Origin of the sequence: Granulicella sp. 5B5, from assembly GCF_014083945.1 — a bacterium.
In the GTDB taxonomy this organism is placed as follows: domain Bacteria; phylum Acidobacteriota; class Terriglobia; order Terriglobales; family Acidobacteriaceae; genus Granulicella.
Genome location: NZ_CP046444.1, coordinates 1,294,678 through 1,315,964 on the forward strand (window position 1 = coordinate 1,294,678; position 21,287 = coordinate 1,315,964).

Sequence of the window (21,287 nt, forward strand, 5' to 3'; positions counted from 1 at the left end):
CGTTTCAGGCCCTGCATCCTGCACGCTCCACTCGCCAGACCGACGCTCTAACGTCCCGTCTCGATAAATGTCACCTTGTTGATCTCGCGAAGCGTCGTAATACCTGCGCGCACCCGTTCAAGGGCGGAATCCCTTAGAAACGCCATGCCCTTTTCCTTGGCTTTCTTGCGAATCTCGGACCCGGGCCGCTTTTCCAGGAGCATCTCGCGAATCTCGTCGTCCAGTTCCAGCAGCTCGTGGATGGCCGACCGACCGCGATAACCTGTGCCGCCGCACTCAATGCAGCCCGTGCCCTCACGGAAGGCCACATCTTGCCATTCGCGAGGATTCAATCCGTTGTTCTCCAACTCTGCATCGGAGTACCTCACATCGCGCACGCAGAAGTCGCACACCTGGCGCACCAGCCGCTGGGCCAGGATGCAGTTCAACGCACTGACGAAGTTGTACGGCTCGACGCCCATATTCAGGAAACGTCCCAGCACATCGACCACATTGTTGGCATGAACTGTCGTGAACACCAGATGGCCGGTGAGTGCGGAGTTAATGGCGATCTGCGCAGTCTCCGCGTCGCGGATCTCGCCGACAAGAATCTTGTCGGGATCGTGACGCAAGATCGAACGCAGACCGCGCGCGAAAGTAAGTCCCTTCTTCTCGTTTACAGGAATCTGCGTGATGCCACGAATCTGATACTCCACCGGGTCTTCGATGGTGATGATCTTGTCTTCCTCGCTCTTGATCTCATTGAGCGCGGCATAGAGCGTAGTCGTCTTGCCGGAGCCGGTCGGGCCGGTCACCAGCACCATCCCGTATGGCTCTTTGATGTAGCGACGGAAGCGGGCTAGGTCCTTCTCCGCAAAGCCCACAACGTCAAGCGAGAGCTTAGTGAACTTCTCGCTCATCGACTCCTTGTCGAGCACGCGGAGCACTGCATTCTCGCCGTGAACGGTCGGCATGATCGAGACGCGGAAGTCGATCAGGCGCCCCTTGTAGCGCACGCGAAAGCGGCCGTCCTGCGGTACGCGGCGCTCGGCGATGTCCAACTCGCTCATAACCTTGATGCGGCTCAGGATCGTCTGGTGGTGCTCACGCGCGATCGGCGCCATCGCCTGCTGCAGCACACCGTCGATGCGGTACTTCACCAGCAACGAATCATCAAAGGTCTCCAGATGGATATCGCTGGCACGCTTCTCGAGCGCTGTAAAGATCGTCGTATCGACAAGACGAATGATCGGCGAGATGTCTTCATCCGCCGTCAGCTTCTGGATCGACAGCGTCTCCTCAGCGTTCTCCGAACTGGTGAGTACGTCGAACGCCAGACCTTCGCTTGCCTCATCGAGCACGCGCTGGCTCTGCTCATTCTTCTTCAGCAGGTCAGTGATCTGGCTCAGGGTCGCGACGCGCGTAACGATCCGCGCACCGAGCAGACCGGAGATCTCGTCAATCACCATCAGCTTCGAGGGGTCAGCTACCGCGATAGCCAGCTTGCCCTCGCTCTGTTCCAGCGGAACGAAGTTGTAGCGGAACATCATGTCCACGGGCACGCTCTTGAAGAGCTCATGCTGGATCTTGAAGTTCTTCAGATCGACAAACTCTGCATGATACCGCCGCGCCAGCAGCTGCGCGCGCTCGGTCTCGTTCAACGCATCGTTCGTGTACGGCTGAACTATAGGAACTGGACTCGCCATCTTCTTCCTCCAACCTTCAAACCAGGAAACTCAGAAACTTTCTTCTAACCGCCGCCGACGCTGTTCAAACTGAAGATCGGCAGATACAGTGCAATCAGCACGATGACCACTACAACGCCCATCACAATCAGAATCAGCGGCTCGATCAGGCTCATGATGGCTGCCAGCGAGGTCTGCACATCTTCCTCAAAAAACTCGGCGACGGAGTTCAGCATCTGCGGCAGCGCGCCTGTGCTCTCGCCCACTTCGATCATCTCGATCGCAAGCTCGGGAAAGACCTTCGTCTTCTCCAAACTGTTGGAGAGGCCTTTGCCCTCGCGCACCGTCTCCACTGAGGAGTAAACGGCCTTGGCAATCTGTTTGGATTCGATGGACTTCGCAGCAGTTTCCAGGCTGGGGACAAGGGGCAGGCCCCCGGTCAGCAGGGTGGAGAGTGTGCGGGAGAAGAGGCCTACCTGGTACTTCAGCCAGACCTGACCGAGCACAGGCAGAGCGATACGGACGCGGTCAATCAGGGCGTCACCAGCGTCAGTCTTCGCCCAGCGCACGGCCAGCCAGATGATGGCTGCAATAACCGGTACAGCGTAAATGCCGTAGTGCTGCACGTTCTGCCCTAGCGCGAGCAGCGCCAGCGTAAGCGAGGGCAGCTTGGTGCCGAGCTGGTTGTAGAGGTCGGCGAAGCGCGGCACCACAAACGTGATGAGGAAGATGAAGAGGCAGACCACCATCACGATGAGGAAGGCCGGATAGATGAGGCTCGCCTTGAGCTTCTTGCGGAAGGTAAGCGAGACGCGCTGGAAGTCCAGGTAGCGCTGCAGCACCTCTTCGAGGTTGCCGGAGCGCTCGCCCGCGAGCAGCGTGGTGGTGTAGACCAGCGGCGTGGTTCCCTGCGCGTCAAACGCTTCGGAGAGGGATTGACCGGTCTTGACGCGGGCGGTTACATCCTCAAGCTGTGCCTGGAACCCAAGGTCCTTCTGGCGGCGCGAGAGCAGGTCGAGTGAGCCGAGGATTGGCAGACCGGCGCGGATGAGCGTGAGGAACTGCTGGTTGAAGACCAGGAAGGTGTCGAGCTTGATCTTCTTCTTGGTCGAGCCACCGAGCGCAGAGCGCTGGTTCACGGAAAAGACGTGGTAGCCCGCCTGCGTGAAGCGGCTGCGCAGCTCCTCGGCGGTCGCCGCGGAGTGGACCTGCTCCTGGATGCGCCCTCGTTCGTCCGCGATTTTTACTGTGAACTCATTCATGCAGGTGTGGCGCTACGTCCCTTGGGAGGCTTCACTCATCTTAGACGTTCGCAGAACCCTTTCGCCTACACGCGCAAGGGCCTCGCCATAGCGAAGCCCTTGATAACGACCGATGAAGCGGAACGTTAGACGCTGAAGCTGGAACCGCAGCCACAGGTGGACTTCACCTGGGGGTTCTCGAACTTGAAGCCGGCGGCCTCGAGGGTCTCCACGTAGTCGACCGTGCAGCCGTTGAGGTACATGGCGCTGGTGGCGTCGACGAAGACCTTGAGGTCTTCGAAGCGGACGACCTTGTCCATCATGCCCGCAGCGTTTTCAAAGCTCATGGAGTATTGGAAGCCGGAGCAGCCGCCACCCACCACGCCGATGCGCAGACCTGCGGGGATGGGGTCCTGGGTGGCCATGATCTCCTTCACCTTGGTGATCGCAGCAGGGGTGAGCACCACGGGAGCATTCGGCGTCGTTGCCGGGCCGGTCACTACTTCTACACTCGGGGTTGTCGTGGCAGTTGCCATGGGTTCAGTCTCCTTCGGCGCTGTCCGTCGCTTCGACTAGGACGGAACAGGTCGTATATCCAGTCTAGTCCTCGGCGGGCCTGGCATCAAGCTCCCGTTTCGGACAACTTGCATTCGATGTCTGACCAGGCCATCAAGATTCCTGATTGCAGGTTTGAGCCTGCGGAGTATCGTGGAGACATGAACGTCCTGGAAGCCCTCGCCGCTGCTTTTTTCAAGACCTTTGGCATCACTCAACCAACAGCGCAGACCAAACGTCGTGCAGCCTGGTTCATTCTGGCTCTGATGACGGTGGGGCTGATCGTCATCGTGGTTGCAGCCGTTGTGCTGGCGCATATCCTGTAAGGCCCCCCCCGGGGTTTGGGGGCTAAGATCCGCAGCCGATTACACTTAGCGGCGGATACCCAACAAGCGGCGGCGACTTTAATTCTGACCTCCAAAAGCCGTCCGCCCCCTCTGCAGGCGAGGTGATTGGGGTCACGGCGCACCCGGTGCGCTTTCTCTAATCTCAATTCGTAAGAAGATGTTCCTCTTTCCACAGCAGCAGGCGTATGATTCCGTGCCAACGGCCCAGCCTACCCCCTGAGCCCGCTGTAAATGCGGACCCGCTCGGTATCCAGGACCTGAGATCTAAGTATCTTTGGGGGCTTTGCTATGAACATGCTGATGTCCATCACCGTACTTTGGGCGGTGATTACCGTGTCTTTCATCATTGTCATGATCTACCGCGCCAGTCTGTCGAACCATGAGACAGATCAACTCTTCCTCAACGAGACCACCCCCTCCTCCGTACACCAGGAGAACGATGAGGTTGTGCGCCGCCTGAACTCTCTTGCCCCCATCTGCAAGGGTCTCGGTGGTGTCACGATCCTTCTGACCCTGCTCGCCGGCGGCATGTGGATCGTTCACACCCTGCCCACAAACTAGCTCTGCCTGCCTCATCAAACAGCAAGGCCCGCTCCTTGATGAGGATGAGCGGGCGTTGCCGTCTTTCGTGAAGCGATGCGATCAGGCGTTGTAGGTGGTGGAGGAGACACGGCCACCGCGGCCGGTCCAGTTGGTATGGAAGAACTCGCCGCGGGGCTTGTCGACGCGCTCGTAGGTGTGGGCTCCGAAGAAGTCGCGTTGCGCCTGGAGCAGGTTTGCAGGCAGGCGGGCAGTACGGTAGCCATCGTAGAAGGCCAGCGCGGTGGAGAACGCCGGAGTGGGCACACCGGCCTCAATCGCATGAATGAGCGCCTTGCGCCAGCTTGCCTGGTACTTGTTCAGCACGCCGGAGAAGAAGTCGTCCATGAGCAGGTTCTCGAGGGCGGGGTTCTTGTCGTAGGCGTCCTTGATCTTGCCGAGGAACTGCGAGCGGATGATGCAGCCGCCGCGCCACATGAGGGCGACGCCACCCATGTTGAGGTGCCAGCCATACTTCTTGCCGGCCTCGCGGAGCAGCATGTAGCCCTGCGCGTAGCTGATCATCTTGGAGCAGTAGAGAGCGCGGCGCACCTCTTCGATGAACTCCGCCTTGTGGTCGGCCGGAATCGTCACGCCGGTGGGTCCCTGCAGAATCTTCGAGGCCTCGACGCGCTCTTCCTTCAGCGCACTGAGGCAGCGCGCGAAGACGCTCTCGCCGATCAGCGTGACGGGCATGCCATTGTCGAGTGCGTCGATCGCCGTCCACTTGCCGGTGCCCTTCTGGCCGGCGGTGTCGAGGATCTTGTCGACCATGGGCTGCCCATCGTCGTCCTTCTTGCCAAAGATCTCGGCCGAGATCTCGATGAGGAAGCTGTCGAGCTCGCCCTTGTTCCACTCGGTGAAGACGGCGGCGAGCTCGTCTGGAGACAGGCCGAGGCCGTCCTTCAGCAGCTGGTAGGCTTCGCAGATAAGCTGCATGTCGCCGTACTCGATGCCGTTGTGGACCATCTTGACGTAGTGGCCTGCGCCGCCTTCGCCCACCCAGTCGCAGCACGGCGTGCCATCTTCCACCTTGGCTGCGATGCCCTGAAAGATGTCCTTGACGTGCGGCCACGCAGCAGGGTCGCCGCCGGGCATGATGGACGGGCCGAAGCGCGCGCCTTCTTCACCGCCGGAGACGCCGGTGCCGATATAGTGCAGGCCCTTGGCCGCGAGGTCCTTAGTGCGGCGCTCGGAGTCCGTAAACAGCGAGTTGCCGCCGTCGATGATGATGTCGCCCTTCTCCAGGAACGGGACGATGGTGTCGATGGTCTTGTCGACGACATCGCCAGCCTTGACCATGATCATGACGCGGCGGGGCGTCTTGAGCTTGGAGCACATCTCCCCAATGGAGTGCGAGCCTTCCACCTGCGTGCCCTTGGCCTCTTCAGCCAGAAACTCGTCGACCTTGGAAGTCGTGCGGTTGAAGACACACACCTTGAAGCCGTGGTCGTTCATATTCAGCACAAGGTTCTGGCCCATCACCGCAAGGCCAATCAGGCCGATGTCACACGTCGCTTCTGCCATCATCTGTCTCCTGCCCGCAGCCGGAAGGTGGGGCTTGTTTTGTTTGAAGTGTCACCGAATGCGTATCCCATGCTACCGCGCCTGTAAGATAGGATGTTGCACGGACGGAGATACGCTGCCCCGAAGTGCATTTATAGCGGTCGCCAACACCCTACCTGTCTGTCCCCTTGTCTGTAAAGAAATTCGTTGGAGATAAAGTGCCGCATTAATTGGCTTTGATGGGGGTACAGGCGACGACGACACATCCAAGCGCCATGTCATATGTGTGAATTGTGCGAGAATCGCTGTCATAACGAAAATCTATTCGCAGGAGCCCAACGCCATGCCGACCGCATCCACTCCTTGTAGCCCCTTACCAAACCAGCCTACGCGCAGGTCTTTTCTGCGCCTTGCCGGCCTTGCGGCCACGCTGCCTGTTCTGAGCGAAGGCCACCTGGCCTGGGCCTCTATGCGTGAATCGGGGATTGCGCCCGCCCTGGACCCTACAAAGGCGGTGATGATCAACGCCAATGAGAACCCGCTGGGGCCCTGCGCCGCAGCCATCGCGGCCATCAACCGCAGCGCGCACTTCGGCGGCCGCTACGATCCCAACGGTGACTACGAAGAGATGTTCACGGTCTTCCCGAAGGTGCTGGATGTGCCGAAGAACTATGTGAAGGTCTACGCCGGCTCCAGCGATCCGCTGCAGTTCGCCGTGCTCGCCTACACGTCTAAGGACAAGCCGTATGTGACTGCCGATCCCTCCTACGAGGCAGGCATGGTGGCGGCCAAGTCCGGCGGAGCGGCTGTGATCAAAGTGCCGCTGACCCCAACCCACGCGCACGATGTGAAGGCGATGGTGGCAGCCAGCCCCAACGCCGGCCTTCTCTACATCTGCAACCCGAACAACCCGACCGGAACGCTGACGCCGAAAGCAGACATCCTGTGGGCGCTGCAGAACAAGCCGAAGGGGTCGATCCTGCTTATCGATGAGGCGTATATCCACTTTGCCGGGGTGCCGGACAGCCTGGACCTGGTCAGGGCGCATCAGGATGTGATCGTGCTGCGGACGTTCTCGAAGGTCTACGGCATGGCAGGCATTCGTTGCGGCGCGGCGATTGGGCGGCCCGATCTGCTGGCCAGGCTGGATGCCTACGGCCAGAACCCCCTGCCCATCACCGGCCTTACCGCCGCCGTGGCCAGCCTGAAGGACACGGAGTTGGTGCCAACGCGGCGCAAGATCGTCGCCGACACAAGGAACGACACCTTCGCGTGGCTGAAGGAGAAGGGATACAAGTTCATCCCGTCGGTGTCGAACTGCTTCATGATCGACACGGACAAGCCCGGCAAGCAGGTGATCGCGGCGATGGCTGCGAAGAACGTGTTCATCGGGCGGACGTGGCCGATCTGGCCGAACTCCGTGCGCATTACCGTAGGCACACCAGCGGAGATGGCGGCGTTCAAGACGGCGTTCGCCGAGGTGATGTCCGCGTAAGAAGCAGTAGAGGGAGTAGAGCAGTGGAGGAGTAGAAGAGTAGAGACGGTCTACTCCTCTGCTGCTTTGCCTCAAGCGGCTTTGTAGCGGCCGAGCTCCTTGACCATGCCGCAGTGCGGCAGCAGAGCGGCAATGGCGCGGTCGGCCATGGCTGCGTCGGCGATGCGGAGATCGACGTAGAAAACATACTCCCAAGGCTTGCCGGGCACGGGGCGGGACTCGATCTGCGTGAGGTCCACACCGGCGTCGGCGAGCGCCTGCAACGCCTTGACGAGAGTGCCGGGGCGGTGTTCGACGGCGAAGGCCACACTCATCTTGTCCGGCGGTGGCAGCGCGGGGTCGCGCGCGTCGGTAGCGCGGCGAACGAGATGGAAGCGCGTGTAGTTCTGCACGTGGTCCTCGATGCCGCGCACGAGGATCTCCGCGCCGTACTCTTCCGCGGCGAGTTCAGGTGCGATGCCGGCGGTGTCGCGAAGTCGTTCGGCCATGACGTGCTTGACGCTGCCCGCGGTGTCGTAGAACGGCGTGGCGCGTGCCTTGCGTGTGGCCGTCAACGCGGAGAGATAGCGGCGGCATTGACTGAGCGCGACAGGGTGACTGAGGACGACCTTGATGTCGTCGAGCATGACGCCGGGCGCGGCGATGAGGTTGTGGCGAATGCGGAGCAGGCTCTCGCGCTCGATGCGCACGGGCTGCTCCATGAGCAAATCGTAGTGCTCGGCGACAGAGCCGTGCAGGCTGTTTTCGATAGGCAGCACGGCGGCGTCGACGCGGCCCTGCACGACGGCGGCGACGACCTCGGCCGATACGCTGCACGGCACGATGTCGATGGTTCCCAGCATCTCCAGCGCGGCCATGTGGCTGTTCGAGCCACGCTCGCCCTGGATGGCGATGCGTAAGACTTCGGTGTCGCGGGTTGCCTCGTCGCCCGCCTTATTTTTCGCTTCTTCCTGTGTGTCTGTCATTCGTGCAGACTTCTCCCGCTTGCCCACCTGGATCAGGACAACCTCGTTGCTCTATGCGGCAACTTACCATACTGTGCGCCATACGCGCGCGATTTCACAAATTGAGTGCTTCCGCGCAGCAAGTAGCTAAGGACGCACACAAAGGGGGTTCGGACTTATGCTCTGGACCATTACTGTCATTCTCGTCTTGCTTTGGCTCGTCGGCTTTATAGGCTTCCCCGCGCTGGGTATGTGGGTGCATTTGCTTCTGCTGCTCGCGCTGATCTCGCTGATCTTCAACCTGATCAGCGGCCGCCGCGCCTTATAGCCATTGGGCCTGCAAGGTCATCTTCGATTCTTTGATTCATTCACTCTCTCTAACGCACTAAAGGAGTATCGCCATGTCAACCAACACTCTGCACGGAAAGATCGATGAAGGCACCGGCAAGCTGAAGCAGTCTGTCGGCGAGGTGACCGGCAACGAAAAGCTCGCCAACGCAGGTGCGGCGCAACAGATCAAGGGCCATGTGGAACAGGCCTGGGGTTCGGTGAAGGATGCCGTGAAGGACTCCCATGACCGCCACAAGCCGGAGATGGACCAGCATGCGCACAACGTACGCGAGTCGCTGGTGAACGCCGCGCAGAACGTAAAGGACCATGTTCAGCATGCGGTCGATCCGAAGAACAAGAACATCTAGAGGTAAGGAGTGGGAGTAAGGAGTAGAAGAGACCTCGCTTACTCAAACTCTTATAAAACGAAGGCCCGCTCACGAGCGGGCCTTCGTCCTTCTACCAGGTGCATAGTTCCAGCATTTGGTAGTGCACTTTATACAAAGGCTGGAAAGAGGCACTATGCTCCGAGCTCAAGTCCCACTTTTCTATTCCCCACTCCCTATTCCCTGCCTCTAAGACGTCGGCTTATCCGGCACATCCATCCGTGCGCAGAACTCATCCAGAAACCGCGCGCTGTAATCATCCAGCAGCGTCTTCACCCGCTCCGCCGACTGGGACTTCACAATCAGCCCAGCATGGTGGTGCTTCTGCATCCGGTACACCACCTCCGCCGCATCATAGCTGCCTAACTCCGGATGCTCCTGCCGCGCCAGGCAAAGCACACTGCCCGCATAGTCATACCGCAGCGAAGGCAGTTCATACTCCTCCCCACGCAGCTGAGCGACTTCAATCTTCGCCCACTCCGCCCACGGATTCAGCCCACTCGCAAACTCCACCACCTCTGCGATGAACGCCCCACCCACGCGCGCCGCCGTCTCCAGAAAATAAACCTGCCCGTCGCGATGAGCGCGGATAAACTCCGTATGCGTCACCCCGGTCATCTGGCCGTGGCCCGCAGCCCCCAGCGCCCGCACCGTCTTCGCATGAGCCGCATACAGCTCATGAGCCTCGTCACTCTCGCGGTCCAGCGTCCGAGTCGTAAACACCCCACCCTCGTGCATCGTCTGCATCGGAGGACGCCCATACTTGTGCGCCGCCGCAAACTTCAGCTCGCCATGCCACCACAGCGCGTCCACGTGATACACCTCACCCGGTACAAAGCTCTCCAGCAGATGATGGCTCGCCTCATCCCCCAGCCGCTCCAGCAGCGGCCAAACCTCATCCTGACGGCCCACCTTCTGTATCCCGATCGCCGAAGCATTCGAGCGCGGCTTCAGCAACCACGGTCCACCCGTGCTCCCCATAAACCGCCAAAGATCATAGTGGTTTGCCACGCCATGAAACTCCGGCACCGCCACACCACCACGCCGCGCGCCCTCACGCATCGCCAGCTTGTCCCGAAAGTACCGTATCGCCGTCTGCCCCATCCCCGGCAGCCGCAGGTGCTCCCGCGCCAGCGACGCGGTCTCCATGTCGAACTCATCCAGCGCCACAATGCGCCCATAGTTGTTATGCCGAAACAGTCGCGTGATGTACGGCAGCGCCTGCTCCGGAGTCAGGTTCACCGGCATCGTGTGCAGCCCCGTCAGCGACTCGCGAGGCCAGTCCGCCCCCGCAAGCTTCTCCGTCGTGAGCAAACTCACCGGGCAGCCCAGCACCGCCGCCTGCCGCAGAAACGCCTGCCCCTTCTCATAGCTGCTGATGCAAAGTATCCCCGCCTGCCCCTCGCCCATCGCACCGCCTCCATCCGAAGCCGTTCGTTAGTCTGTCGTATTTTCTGTAGCGTTCTCCACCATCTTCCGCATAATGTTCGTCGTCGAAAACCCCTGCACTATCGGCACAATCTCCACTCTGCCCCCCGCTGCCAGCACCACCTCGTGGCCCACAACCGTCTCCACCGTATAGTCGCCGCCCTTCACCAGAACATCCGGCTGCAGTGCCTCAATCAACGCCAGAGGAGTCTCTTCGTCGAACAGTACCACAGCATCCACCGCCGCCAGCGCCGACATCACCTTCGCCCGCTCCCGCTCTCCCACCACTGGCCGCGACGGCCCCTTCAGCCGCTGCACACTCACATCCGTATTCAGCCCCAGCACCACCTTCGACCCGAATCCCCTGCACTCCTCCAGCAGCGCCACATGTCCCACATGCAGCAGGTCGAAGCACCCGTTCGTGAACACAATCGTCTCGCCCGCCGCGCGCCACTCCGCCACACGACGCTCCACCTGCTCGCGCGTCAGCACCTTCTCCTCGCTGCGAACCCCGCTCGAAGGCGTCAGCTCGCTCACCAGCTCATGCGCCGCAATCGGCACCGTCCCAGCCTTGCCCACCACCACCCCTGCCGCAAGGTTCGCCAGCTCCACCGCCGTCTCCATCGACACCCCAGCAGCCAGTCCCGCAGCCAGCGTCGCAATCACCGTATCGCCCGCGCCCGACACATCGAACACCTCGCGCGCCCGCGCCGGCGACTCACGCACCCCCGCCTCCGACAGCACGCAGATCCCGCGCTCACTCATCGTCACCGCCAAGTACTTGAACTCATGCTCCCGCCGCTGCGCCTCACCCGCCATCATCAGCGCGTCCCAGCGATGCGCCTCCACTCCCGTCGCCGCCGCCAATTCCCCAAGGTTCGGACACACCACCGTCGCGCCCGAGTACTTGCTCAAGTCCGCCGTCTTCGGGTCCGCCAGCACCGGCACACCCCGCTCCCGAGCCTTCTGGATCACCGCCGCGCACAGCTCGCGCGTCAGCGCGCCCTTCGCATAGTCCGACAGCACCACCGCCTGCACCTTCTCCACCAGCAGCTCCACGCGCTCGCGCAGCCGTTCTTCATCCACGCGCCCCGGCTTCTCACGGCTCTCGATATCCAGCCGCAGTAGCTGCTGCCTCCGCCCCACAATCCTCGTCTTCGAAACCGTCGGCAGCGCCGTCGTCACCACGCCACTCACATCCACCTTCGCGCCGCTAAGAATCCCCGCAAGCTCCGCGCGCTCCCCATCATCCCCCCAGAACCCCGCCAGCAGCGCCTCGCACCCCAGCCCCGCCAGGTTCATCGCGACGTTCGCAGCTCCCCCAGCGCGCTCATACCGCTGCGCATGCCGCAACACCGGCACCGGCGCCTCCGGAGACACCCGGTCCACATCCCCCAATATGTACCGGTCCAGCATCAGGTCGCCCACCACCAGCACCTTCAGCCGGCCAAACCCCTCTTCCAGCAACCCGAGCACCACATGAACGTCCCTAAGCATCGCCGCCTGTCTCCGCCCACCATCATCTCACCCACCAACGCGACGCTCTACTCCCTATTCCCTACTCCCTGCCTTTAGTGCTTCGGCGCCACCCGCTCCAGCATCTCACCCACCGCCTCCATCACCTCGCCCACCTCAATCGACAGCAGACACCGCTTCCCCTCGTCGACACAAGTCTCCAGCCCGCACCCCGCGCACTCCACCTCGTGGTAGATCACCGTATGCTTGTCCCCCATCGGGAACCACATCCGCGGTATATTCCGCGCCGCAAACAGCGCCACACAAGGAGTCCCCACCGCCGCCGCCAGATGCATCGGCCCGCTGTCATGCCCAATAAAAATCTGCGCCGTCTCCAGCGCCGCCGCGCTCTGCCGAGGGTTCAGCCGCCCGCACAGGTTCACCACCTGCCCGCCGCCATTCGTGCGCCAGGAGGTCGCCGCAAACTCGCTCGCAGCACTCTCCTCCGGAGCCCCCACCAGCAGCAGCGTTCGCCGCGGATACACATCCGCCACCCTCCCCAGCAGCGCCCGCCAGTTCTCCACGCCCCAGTCCTTCGCCTGCACCTTCGTCCCCACACTCACCGCAATCGGACGCCGCTCCAACGCCTGCGCGCCAATCTGCCGCACCGCCTCCGCCCGCTCTTTCTCCGACAAGTGCAGGTCCCAGCTAGCCTTCTGCCCCACCTTCGCATCGCCCAGCTCCGCGATACACCGCGCCAGCCGCTCCGCCTCCGGCTCCCAGTTGCCCTTGCATCCTTCGTCGGTCTCCGCCCCATAAAAGTTCCGCTGCAGCCCCTCGGTCAGCGGTAGCCCGATGAACCGCTTCACCCCGCACTTCCGCAGAAACCCCTCATCCCGCTCGACAATCGCAATCCCACGAGCGCTCGCCAGGTACACCACCACCTCCGGCTTCCATCGTCGGACCGCCCACACCAGCTTCGTCAACTCCCACCCACTCCGCGTCCCCACCGGATACCCCAAATATCCATCCACCAACCCCGTCCCCGCCAGCACCGCCTCCGCCGTCGGTGCCTTCGCATGCACCGGAAGGTTCGTCAGCATCCGCCGCTCCGCATTCGGAAACGCCCGCGAGATCAGGTGCAGACTCGGCAGCGCGACCACCATGTCGCCCAGGCTGCCCAGCCTGTAGATCAGCACCCGCCGCGTCTCCGTATCCACCACACTCATTCGCGGCAATCCTATCGCACCATCTTCACTCTCTCCGTATTAATTACCGAAGTAGCACAGCGCCAAATTCTGGGAGGGAGCAGGGGCCTTCAGGCCCCTGAATTCCATCCGCCTGAAGATGAGCTTTAGCCCCGGGCGATGCCAGATGGAAACACCGAATCTCTACCCCAGCAGCTCCCCAACCACATCCTTAGCCCCGGCCAACGCACCATCCAGAGCACCAACATCACTCCCGCCAGCCTCCGCCAGATCAGGCCGTCCGCCGCCCTTGCCGCCAACCTTCGCAGCCAGCAAGCCAACGATCTTCCCAGCCTGCACCTTGCCCGTCAGGTCCTTCGTCACACCCACAATCAGCGACACCTTCCCCTCACCCGCCGCTCCCAGCACCACCACACCACTGCCCAGCTTGCCACGCAGCTCATCCACAAGGTTCCGCATCTGGCTCTTATCCAGAGCATCCACCCGCTGGCTCAGCACCTTCACACCCTTCACCTCAACCGCTGACCCAGCCGCATCCGCCGTCGCCGCGCTCGCGCTCTTCATCTTCAGCGACTCCAACTCGCGCCGCAGCTTCTTCATCTCCTCTTCCTGCTGCGACACACGAGCCCGCAGCCCGTCGGCCGAAACATCACCGCCACCTACAAACTGCCCCGCCACCTTCGCCACATCCGCATCGCGCCTGAACAAATCGAGAGCCCCCAGCCCGCTCACCGCCTCCACACGCCGCACCCCACTCGCGACAGCCCCTTCGCCCACCAGCTTCAGCAGCCCAATCTCACCCGTCGCAGCCAGATGCGTTCCACCACAAAGCTCCGTCGAGAAGTCCCCAATCTTCACCACCCTTACGCGCTCGCCATACTTCTCGCCAAACAGCGCCATCGCCCCCAGCTCATGCACCGCCACATCGATCGGCACATCCACCATCGTCTGCACCGGCGTGTTCTTCAGCACCTGAGCATTCACAATGCTCTCCACCTCGGCCAGCTCCTCGTCAGCGACACCGGCAAAGTGTGAAAAATCAAACCGCAGCTTATTCGGATCATTCAACGACCCCGCCTGCTTCACATGCGTCCCCAGCACCTGCCGCAGCGCCGCATGCAGCAGATGCGTCCCCGTATGGTTCCGCATCACCGCCGCCCGCACCTCGCCATTCACCTGGGTGTCCACCGTATCGCCCACACCAATCGTCTGCTTCGCAATCACCTGATGCGCAAACACGCCCTGCACCGGCTTCTTGCATCCGGTCACCTCGGCCACAACGGTATGATGATCGCTCGCCAGCAGCCAGCCCACATCGCCCACCTGTCCGCCCGAGTCCGCGTAGAAGCTCGTCGCATCCAGCACCACCTCGCCCGTCTCACCGGTCTTCAACATCTGCACACCGACGCCGTCCTTCACCAGCGCAAGCACCTTCGCCCCATCCACCCGCAGCGCCTGATACCCCTCAAACTCCGTCTTCGGCAGCTCCCGATACACCGGCGCCGCCGACTTCTGCGACCCACCCTTCCAACTAGCCCGCGCCCGTTGCTGCTCCTCTTCCTTCGCGCGCTCAAAGCCAGCCATATCAAACTCAATACCAGCATCACGTGCAGCATCGACCATGAAGTCCAATGGCATGCCAAACGTCTCGTACAAACCAAACGCTTTAGCGCCATCAAAGACGGCTTGCGTGTTTAGAATTTCTAAATATTCTCGATCCTTGCTCCGTGCTGGAACTATTGGAGCGAGTTTGGTGTAGGTCGCTTTAGCGTCGAAACCATACAAGACATCACGGTCGTGAAGCTTGTTCTCGCCGGTAAAAGCGATATTCTCATCGCCATAATTTTGCGCGAGCAAACTTGCGCTAGCGGAACATTTGGCGCTGTGATTAGCGTTGGACTCAGTCAGCAACTTGTTGAGTTCACGGGAGCCGAGGTCGAGCACCCGCGCAAACTGCAACTCCTCCGCGAGCACCACCTTCGCAACCCGCTCCGCGCTCTCCTTCAGCTCTGGATACGCCGCCACCATCTCATCCCGAACCGCATACACCATCTCGTGCATAAACGGCTTCTCCTGCCCCAGCAGCCGTCCATGCCGAATCCCGCGCCGCAGAATCTTCCGCAGCACATACCCGCGCCCTTCATTGCTCGGCAGCACCCCATCCGAGATCAAAAACGTGCTCGCCCGCGCATGGTCCGCAATAATCCGCAGCGACGCCGCCCCCTTCTCATCGCTCACCGCCAGCCGCTCAACCTCGCTCTCACCAGGACCCACCCCAGAGGTGTCATCTCGACCGGAGTCCGCGTTCTTTGCGGACGGAGTGGAGAGACCTGCGTTTGTGCCGCCACGGAACCCCGTCAACTCCATCGCTCTCGCAATCAGCGGCGTAAACAAATCACTCTCATAGTTCGAAAGCTTCCCCTGCAGCACTGCCGCAACCCGCTCCAACCCCATCCCCGTATCGATGCTCGGCTTCGGCAGCGGAGTCAGCACCCCATCGCTCGACCGATCGAACTGCATAAACACCAAATTCCAGATCTCGACATACCGCTGGTCATCCTCAGGAAACGGCTTGTCCTCCCCCGTCTCACTCGCAGCCAGCCCAAGATCATAAAAAATCTCGCTACAAGGCCCACAAGGCCCGGTATCGCCCATCTGCCAGAAGTTGTCCTTGGCCGACATCCCAAAGATCCGCTCCTTCGGCACACCCGTCTCAATCCACAGCCGCTCCGCCTCGTCATCCCGAGGCACCTTCGCGTCACCCTCGAACACCGTCACATACAGACGGTCCTTATCGATCCCAAACCAGTCCGCACTCGTCAGCAGCTCCCACGCAAACGCAATCGCGTCTTTCTTAAAGTAGTCGCCAAAGCTGAAGTTCCCCAGCATCTCAAAGAACGTATGGTGCCGCCGCGTGAACCCCACGTTCTCCAGATCATTATGCTTGCCGCCCGCCCTTACACACTTCTGCGAAGATGCAGCGCGCGAGTACTCCCGCACCTCCGCGCCCAGAAACACGTCCTTGAACTGGTTCATCCCAGCATTCGTAAACAGCAGCGTCGGATCATTGGCCGGAACCAGCGACGACGAATGGACACGCCGGTGCCCCTTGCTCTCAAAAAACCGCAAAAACTCTTCCCGAATCTGGTTCCCGCTCAAGTTACGCATAGGGATTAAGTTTAGCAGTGCCATCCCGAATCCATTTAGAATCAGCCTGAGGAACGATCTCGATGCGCAGCGTATCCGTGCAGGAATTCGAACAGCACCCCGCCGACTTCATCTCCGAAGTCGAAGCCGGCTCACGCCTCACATTGGTCCGCGGCGGCAAAGCCATCGTCACACTGGCGCCTACTGAGCAGAAATACCCTCTTCCCGAAGGCCCCGAACGCGAGGCTGCCATCAAGGAATTTTTCGAAATGATGGACAAGGGGGCCGATCTCAAAGGCCTCCGCATCAATCGCGATGAACTTTACGACGACGCTATCTGATGTTCACGAACGATACGAACATCCTGGTCTATTCCATCGACGCCACCGATTTGCCGAAGCATCTCACCGCGAAACGAATTGTCCAAGCCCATACGATTCGTCGATATCCAGTGATGCTGCAGTCCTTGTCAGAGCTGTACTTCGCCACAACTCGAAAATCCCTGCTCTCAAATGCTGATGCGTCACAGATCGTCACCAGAACGCTTTCGATCTCACCAGTAATCCCTTACGACTCCAGCGATGTTGCCGCAGCGATGCGTCTCCACGACCTGCACAAGATTCAGTTCTTCGACGCCCTCCTCCTCGCCACCGCCGCCCGCTCCGGCTGCACCACACTTTTCAGCGAAGACTTCCAGCACAACCGTGCGTACGGCACCATCACCGTCCGCAACCCCTTCCTCCTGTCGCCCGCCGAACTCGACGCACTCCTCGATTAAACCTCGATCACCCGCCGCAACTACCGTTCTTGCTATAGCGTCAAACCTGACAGCAAGCATGACCCACGGCCTCGCCACTCTCGTCGCTCTTGCCGCCCCCGCCGCTCACCACGGCAACCCCGTCATGCACTTCTTCTTCAAGTTCGGCCTCGCCGGCCTCCCCATCATCTCCGCGGTCGACAGCTCCTTCGTCCCGCTCCCTGTCCCCGGCGTCACCGACATCATGATCATCCTCTATGCCGCCGGCCACGCCAACGTCTTCCTCCTCGTCGGCCTCGCCACCCTCGGCTCCGCCATCGGAGGCTTCCTCTCGCACGCCGCAGGCCGCGCCGGCGGCATGGCGTTCCTTGAAAAACACGTCCCCGCCCGCATCCTCAAACCAGCCTCAGCCTGGATGGAACACCACGCCATCCTCGCCGTTGCCTTGCCCGCGCTGCTGCCGCCGCCCATGCCGCTCTCGCCCTTCGTCCTCGTCGCCGGAGCGGTCCACATGTCCCGCCGAACCTTCATGACGGCCTTCACCCTCAGTCGCCTCGTCCGTCACGCCCTCGCCGCCTGGATCGGCGTCTACTACGGCCGCCACGTCCTCCATCTCTGGAACCGCTTCTCCGCCCGCTGGGGCGCCACCGTCCTCACCGTCATCTGGACGCTCATCATCCTCTTCACCGCCATCGCCATCTGGCGCCTCTACAAGGCCTCCCGCGAGATGAAACACGCCTCCACCGTCTCCGCATAGCATCTGCTAACCCTGTCAAGCCCCGTCTCCCTCACGGGCCACATAACTCCTTCTAAAACAACTACTAAGCCACCAAAACCAAAAACACTTTCTCCCACCCCACCTTCTATACTGGAAGCAGGAAACAAAACTGGTTCCCTGGCAAACTGGCAACTGAGCGCCGCAAACCCGAACCTGCACAGACCCCCTCTAACCCCTTTCCCTGCCATATCATACCCGTAACTATATACAGAATCAGCCACTTACCCCTTGGATCACCCCGTAAGTCGCTGATTCCACTAGATACCTCCGCTACATAGGGAGGGGGGAGGGGTATCGGAACGATCCACATTCACCCTCTGATAAACTAGCTCCTGTGCCGGGTCCTACGCGACGTATTCCCGCCAACCCCGCCAGGTCCGGAAGGAAGCAACGGTAACGGGCCAATACGGGCGCAGTAGGGTAACCCGGTACACTTTCTCCTCTTCACCACCGCGGTTCTCAGCCCCTTCTCTATTCCTTGAAAAATCAGCGCATCCTCGCCGGTTCTGCCTCGCTCCAATCCGCAGCCATCGGTCCTCATCGCCGCCACGCGCGACCCTTGCGTACGGACGCGATAAGATGCTCTCTGTTGCCTTAAAGCCTTTGGAGGTTGAAGTTTGAGTCTGTCGTTGAAGCCCAGGAACTCCGTCCGCGCCAAGATCTCAGCCGTCGGAGCCTACGTCCCTCCCCGCCTGCTCACCAACGCTGACCTCGAGAAGATGGTCGAGACCAACGACGAGTGGATTCAGACCCGCACCGGCATCCGCGAGCGCCACATCGTTGAGCCCGGCACCGCCACCAGCGATCTCGCCGTCGAAGCCGCCAGGATCTGCCTCGCCAACCGCGGCATCCACCCCTCCGAGCTCGACGCCATCATCGTCGCCACCGTCACCCCGGACATGCTCTTCCCCGCCACCGCCTGTATCGTCCAGGCCAAGCTCGGCGCGCCCAACGCCTGGGGATTCGACCTCTCCGCCGCCTGCTCCGGCTACCTCTACGCCCTCCAGATCGGCGCCAAGCTCATCGAGTCCGGCGCCCAGAAGAAGGTCCTCATCATCGGTGCCGATGTCATGAGCTCCATCGTCGACTACACCGACCGCTCCACCTGCATCCTCTTCGGCGACGGCGCCGGCGCAACCCTGCTAGAGCCCTGCGAACCCGGCGAGATCGGCCTCATCGACTACGTCCACGAGGTCGACGGCACCGGTGCAGCCTCCCTCAACATGCCCGCCGGCGGCAGCCTCCACCCCGCCACCCATGCCACCATCGACGCCCGCCAGCACTACGTCCACCAGGACGGCGGCTCCGTCTACAAGGTTGCCGTCCGCAAAATGGCCGAGCTCACCGAGTGCGTCCTCAAGCGCAACGACATCACCGGTGCCGACCTCGACTGCTTCATCCCCCACCAGGCCAACCGCCGCATCATCGAGGCAACCGCCGACCGTCTCGGCATGCCCCTCGAACGCGTCGTCATCAACATCGACCGCTACGGCAACACCACCGCCGCAACCATCCCCCTCGCCATGGACACCGCGATCAAGGAAAACCGCATCAAGAAGGGCGACCTCGTCATGCTCGCCAGCTTCGGCGGCGGCTACACCATCGGCTCCACTCTCCTCCGCTGGGAGTTCTAACCCATCAGCCCCAGCAACCGCACGATCGCCAGCGCATTGGTCGTGCGGTTCACGCCAGGCTTCAGCAGGTAGTCGAACTCCAGCGGATCGTCGTCGTTCGGGCTAGCCATATGCACATTGCGCCCGCTCAGCTCTGCAATCTCCGCCAGTTCCGCCAGCGCCAGGTCATGCGTGGATAGCGCCCCAATCGCTCCAACCTCCAGCAGCCCCCGCAGCACCGCCCCGGCCGCCGCTCTCCGGTCCGCCGAGTTCGTCCCACTCAAAATCTCATCAATCAAAAACAGGCACTGAGCCGGGTTCTCACGAGCCATCGTCAGCACCGCGCGCAGCCTCTCCACTTCCGCCAGAAACTTCGACTTGCCCTCAGCCAGCGAGTCGCGCACCGCCAGCGATGCGCCGATTCGCAGTGCACTCAACCGGAGCCTCTTCGCCGGCACCGGAGCTCCCGCCAGCGCCAGCACCGCATTCACGCCAATCGTGCGCAGCAGCGTCGACTTCCCCGCCATATTCGACCCCGAAATCAGCAGAAACTGCGCCTCTCCGCCAAGCGCCACATCATTCGCCACAGCCTTCCCCCGCGGCAGCAGCGGATGCACCATCGCCACAGCCTCAAACACCGCAGCCGTATCGACAATCTCCGCATACACATTCTCCGCATGCTCGGCAGCATAGGTCGCCAGCGCCAGCAGCGCCTCCATCTCCGACCACGCCGCCAGCCAGCGCCGCATCGGCTCGGCATACAGCTTCTTCCATCGCCGCAGCCCAAACAGCGCCTGCGTTCCACCGCAGAACAACACCGTCAGCACCGAGAACCACTCCTTCTCGCGGTGCTCCACCACCATCAGCCAGCGCTCCAGCAGCCGCAGCACTTCGTCCTGTCCAGCGCACTCACGCTGCAGCTCCAGCAGCCGTTCCGACTCGAACTTCGCCTCCTGCACAATCCGCAGTCCGCTCCGCAGAATCGTCGTCTGCCCAAACAGCTTCTTCGCCGCCGCCAACTCCTGCCGCGCTCGCGGCCGCAGCCACAGGCAAATCATCGCCTGCGCCAGCAGCAATGATTCCGTCGGCCGCAGGTACGCCGTCAGCGCCCCATAACGAGCCCAACCCACCGCCAGCAGCACAATCCACCCCACATTCACCGCAATCAGCAGCGGCCGAATCCACACCGCCGGCGCCTCTGTCTCCACCTCCAGCCACCGCTCGTAGGTCTCCGCCGGAATCTCCTCAAACTTCGACGCACCCAGCAACGCCACACGCTCTCGCAAATCCAGCGCCGGCGTCAGCTCCTTCACCGCAGCCTGCCGCTTCCGAGCGGCCGCAACCGTCGTCGGCTCCAGCAACAGCTCCGCCAGCGCCTTCTGTCCAATCGCCGTCCGCGTCGTCGCCAGCATCCCCAGCAGTGAGTCCCGTCCCACCACATCCAGGTCCCACGCATAGATATGGTCTTCCGCCGCCAGGCTCTCGCCCGTATGTCCCGTCTGCGTCGCCACGCCGTTCACGCGGTCCAGCGCCGTCGCATACAAGCTGGAAAGCCTCACAGCCTTCCGCTCCCGAGCGCGTATCAACCGCCAGTACACTGTCAGCGCAACGAGCGGCACCAGCACGAGTAGCACGTTCAGTCCACTGCCATGGCCCCATATCGCCAGATACGCCTGCCGCACCGCCATCACCACCAGCGCGGCAACAAAGATCCCAAACATGTCTCCACGGCTCTTCTGTTTGGCGAACTCCACATTGGCGCCACTCCTGCGCCGCTCATACTCCGCAACAATCTCCTCAGCCATTCACTCAGGATAGCCCCGCCAACACGCTTGCCTGCCCGCGCCCAAACGC

Annotated in this window: 19 protein-coding genes and 1 other RNA gene; 10 read left to right on the forward strand and 10 right to left on the reverse strand. The window is 61.7% G+C overall.

Features of this window, described 5'->3' with window-relative positions; all coding sequences use genetic code 11:
* Positions 1-47 precede the first annotated feature (47 nt).
* The 3 genes from GOB94_RS05625 to GOB94_RS05635 all read right to left on the reverse strand — a co-directional run bounded on the left by GOB94_RS05625 (position 48) and on the right by GOB94_RS05635 (position 3,441).
* On the reverse strand, positions 48-1,685 hold the full coding sequence (locus tag GOB94_RS05625; protein ID WP_182277883.1) for a GspE/PulE family protein: 1,638 nt from the start codon (positions 1,683-1,685) through the stop codon (positions 48-50).
* Between the two features lie 44 nt (positions 1,686-1,729).
* Positions 1,730-2,926: a type II secretion system F family protein gene (locus GOB94_RS05630; RefSeq protein ID WP_182277884.1), complete on the reverse strand. Its 1,197-nt coding sequence runs from the start codon at positions 2,924-2,926 to the stop codon at positions 1,730-1,732.
* A 125-nt stretch (positions 2,927-3,051) separates the two neighbouring features.
* Complete coding sequence (locus GOB94_RS05635) at positions 3,052-3,441, reverse strand: iron-sulfur cluster assembly accessory protein (RefSeq protein WP_182277885.1); 390 nt, start codon at positions 3,439-3,441, stop codon at positions 3,052-3,054.
* A 117-nt stretch (positions 3,442-3,558) separates the two neighbouring features.
* On the opposite strand from GOB94_RS05635, the gene GOB94_RS05640 reads away from it, so the two are divergent.
* Positions 3,559-3,786 (forward strand): hypothetical protein, encoded by a 228-nt coding sequence (locus tag GOB94_RS05640; RefSeq protein ID WP_182277886.1) that lies wholly within the window; start codon positions 3,559-3,561, stop codon positions 3,784-3,786.
* A gap of 309 nt (positions 3,787-4,095) precedes the next feature.
* Positions 4,096-4,368, forward strand: a complete 273-nt coding sequence (locus GOB94_RS05645) for a hypothetical protein (protein WP_220465001.1) — start codon at positions 4,096-4,098, stop codon at positions 4,366-4,368.
* A gap of 81 nt (positions 4,369-4,449) precedes the next feature.
* Here the strand turns inward: GOB94_RS05645 and gnd are convergent, their stop codons facing one another.
* Positions 4,450-5,913, reverse strand: coding sequence for a decarboxylating NADP(+)-dependent phosphogluconate dehydrogenase (gnd, locus tag GOB94_RS05650; protein WP_182278457.1), 1,464 nt, complete (start codon positions 5,911-5,913; stop codon positions 4,450-4,452).
* A 322-nt stretch (positions 5,914-6,235) separates the two neighbouring features.
* On the opposite strand from gnd, the gene GOB94_RS05655 reads away from it, so the two are divergent.
* On the forward strand, positions 6,236-7,387 hold the full coding sequence (locus tag GOB94_RS05655) for a pyridoxal phosphate-dependent aminotransferase (RefSeq protein WP_182277888.1): 1,152 nt from the start codon (positions 6,236-6,238) through the stop codon (positions 7,385-7,387).
* Between the two features lie 71 nt (positions 7,388-7,458).
* On the opposite strand, the gene GOB94_RS05660 is transcribed toward GOB94_RS05655, so the two are convergent.
* On the reverse strand, positions 7,459-8,352 hold the full coding sequence (locus GOB94_RS05660) for a prephenate dehydratase domain-containing protein (protein ID WP_182277889.1): 894 nt from the start codon (positions 8,350-8,352) through the stop codon (positions 7,459-7,461).
* A gap of 157 nt (positions 8,353-8,509) precedes the next feature.
* On the opposite strand from GOB94_RS05660, the gene GOB94_RS05665 reads away from it, so the two are divergent.
* Positions 8,510-8,659, forward strand: a complete 150-nt coding sequence (locus tag GOB94_RS05665) for a lmo0937 family membrane protein (protein WP_182277890.1) — start codon at positions 8,510-8,512, stop codon at positions 8,657-8,659.
* A gap of 73 nt (positions 8,660-8,732) precedes the next feature.
* Positions 8,733-9,029 (forward strand): CsbD family protein, encoded by a 297-nt coding sequence (locus GOB94_RS05670; protein ID WP_182277891.1) that lies wholly within the window; start codon positions 8,733-8,735, stop codon positions 9,027-9,029.
* A 207-nt stretch (positions 9,030-9,236) separates the two neighbouring features.
* Here GOB94_RS05670 and GOB94_RS05675 read toward each other — a convergent pair whose 3' ends face one another.
* The 4 genes from GOB94_RS05675 to alaS all read right to left on the reverse strand — a co-directional run bounded on the left by GOB94_RS05675 (position 9,237) and on the right by alaS (position 16,306).
* The gene (locus GOB94_RS05675) at positions 9,237-10,457 is read right to left on the reverse strand and encodes an ATPase (protein ID WP_182277892.1); all 1,221 of its coding nucleotides are present in this window, start codon (positions 10,455-10,457) and stop codon (positions 9,237-9,239) included.
* Between the two features lie 27 nt (positions 10,458-10,484).
* Complete coding sequence (gene rfaE1, locus GOB94_RS05680; RefSeq protein WP_182277893.1) at positions 10,485-11,972, reverse strand: D-glycero-beta-D-manno-heptose-7-phosphate kinase; 1,488 nt, start codon at positions 11,970-11,972, stop codon at positions 10,485-10,487.
* A 74-nt stretch (positions 11,973-12,046) separates the two neighbouring features.
* Positions 12,047-13,159: a glycosyltransferase family 9 protein gene (locus GOB94_RS05685; RefSeq protein WP_182277894.1), complete on the reverse strand. Its 1,113-nt coding sequence runs from the start codon at positions 13,157-13,159 to the stop codon at positions 12,047-12,049.
* A gap of 162 nt (positions 13,160-13,321) precedes the next feature.
* Positions 13,322-16,306, reverse strand: a complete 2,985-nt coding sequence (gene alaS / locus GOB94_RS05690) for an alanine--tRNA ligase (RefSeq protein WP_182278458.1) — start codon at positions 16,304-16,306, stop codon at positions 13,322-13,324.
* A gap of 62 nt (positions 16,307-16,368) precedes the next feature.
* On the opposite strand from alaS, the gene GOB94_RS05695 reads away from it, so the two are divergent.
* From GOB94_RS05695 to GOB94_RS05715, 5 genes are all read left to right on the forward strand, one after another.
* Positions 16,369-16,626, forward strand: coding sequence for a hypothetical protein (locus GOB94_RS05695; RefSeq protein WP_182277895.1), 258 nt, complete (start codon positions 16,369-16,371; stop codon positions 16,624-16,626).
* Entirely contained in the window at positions 16,626-17,063 is a 438-nt protein-coding gene (locus tag GOB94_RS05700) for a PIN domain-containing protein (RefSeq protein ID WP_182277896.1), read from the forward strand. The genes GOB94_RS05695 and GOB94_RS05700 overlap by 1 nt, the downstream gene beginning before the upstream one ends.
* Positions 17,064-17,121: 58 nt before the next feature.
* Positions 17,122-17,799 carry a membrane-associated protein gene (locus GOB94_RS05705; RefSeq protein WP_255484261.1) on the forward strand — a complete coding sequence of 226 codons (678 nt, stop codon included), beginning with the start codon at positions 17,122-17,124 and terminating at the stop codon, positions 17,797-17,799.
* A gap of 356 nt (positions 17,800-18,155) precedes the next feature.
* Positions 18,156-18,254, forward strand: an RNA gene (ffs, locus tag GOB94_RS05710) — signal recognition particle sRNA small type.
* Between the two features lie 183 nt (positions 18,255-18,437).
* On the forward strand, positions 18,438-19,454 hold the full coding sequence (locus GOB94_RS05715; protein WP_182277897.1) for a beta-ketoacyl-ACP synthase III: 1,017 nt from the start codon (positions 18,438-18,440) through the stop codon (positions 19,452-19,454).
* Here GOB94_RS05715 and GOB94_RS05720 read toward each other — a convergent pair.
* Positions 19,451-21,238 carry a hypothetical protein gene (locus GOB94_RS05720; RefSeq protein ID WP_182277898.1) on the reverse strand — a complete coding sequence of 596 codons (1,788 nt, stop codon included), beginning with the start codon at positions 21,236-21,238 and terminating at the stop codon, positions 19,451-19,453. The genes GOB94_RS05715 and GOB94_RS05720 overlap by 4 nt on opposite strands.
* Between the last annotated feature and the right edge of the window lie 49 nt (positions 21,239-21,287).

Bases quoted from the DNA above. Each gene is read 5' to 3' on its own strand.
- GOB94_RS05675 (WP_182277892.1), bottom strand. From the start codon at position 10,457: ATGGGCGAGGGGCAGGCGGGGATACTTTGCATCAGCAGCTATGAGAAG.
- gnd (WP_182278457.1), bottom strand. From the start codon at position 5,913: ATGGCAGAAGCGACGTGTGACATCGGCCTGATTGGCCTTGCGGTGATG.
- alaS (WP_182278458.1), bottom strand. From the start codon at position 16,306: ATGCGTAACTTGAGCGGGAACCAGATTCGGGAAGAGTTTTTGCGGTTT.
- GOB94_RS05665 (WP_182277890.1), top strand. From the start codon at position 8,510: ATGCTCTGGACCATTACTGTCATTCTCGTCTTGCTTTGGCTCGTCGGC.
- GOB94_RS05645 (WP_220465001.1), top strand. From the start codon at position 4,096: ATGAACATGCTGATGTCCATCACCGTACTTTGGGCGGTGATTACCGTG.
- GOB94_RS05670 (WP_182277891.1), top strand. From the start codon at position 8,733: ATGTCAACCAACACTCTGCACGGAAAGATCGATGAAGGCACCGGCAAG.
- GOB94_RS05630 (WP_182277884.1), bottom strand. From the start codon at position 2,926: ATGAATGAGTTCACAGTAAAAATCGCGGACGAACGAGGGCGCATCCAG.
- GOB94_RS05695 (WP_182277895.1), top strand. From the start codon at position 16,369: ATGCGCAGCGTATCCGTGCAGGAATTCGAACAGCACCCCGCCGACTTC.
- GOB94_RS05660 (WP_182277889.1), bottom strand. From the start codon at position 8,352: ATGACAGACACACAGGAAGAAGCGAAAAATAAGGCGGGCGACGAGGCA.
- GOB94_RS05700 (WP_182277896.1), top strand. From the start codon at position 16,626: ATGTTCACGAACGATACGAACATCCTGGTCTATTCCATCGACGCCACC.
- GOB94_RS05635 (WP_182277885.1), bottom strand. From the start codon at position 3,441: ATGGCAACTGCCACGACAACCCCGAGTGTAGAAGTAGTGACCGGCCCG.
- GOB94_RS05655 (WP_182277888.1), top strand. From the start codon at position 6,236: ATGCCGACCGCATCCACTCCTTGTAGCCCCTTACCAAACCAGCCTACG.
- GOB94_RS05720 (WP_182277898.1), bottom strand. From the start codon at position 21,238: ATGGCTGAGGAGATTGTTGCGGAGTATGAGCGGCGCAGGAGTGGCGCC.
- GOB94_RS05625 (WP_182277883.1), bottom strand. From the start codon at position 1,685: ATGGCGAGTCCAGTTCCTATAGTTCAGCCGTACACGAACGATGCGTTG.
- GOB94_RS05640 (WP_182277886.1), top strand. From the start codon at position 3,559: ATGTCTGACCAGGCCATCAAGATTCCTGATTGCAGGTTTGAGCCTGCG.
- GOB94_RS05685 (WP_182277894.1), bottom strand. From the start codon at position 13,159: ATGAGTGTGGTGGATACGGAGACGCGGCGGGTGCTGATCTACAGGCTG.
- rfaE1 (WP_182277893.1), bottom strand. From the start codon at position 11,972: ATGCTTAGGGACGTTCATGTGGTGCTCGGGTTGCTGGAAGAGGGGTTT.
- GOB94_RS05705 (WP_255484261.1), top strand. From the start codon at position 17,122: ATGACCCACGGCCTCGCCACTCTCGTCGCTCTTGCCGCCCCCGCCGCT.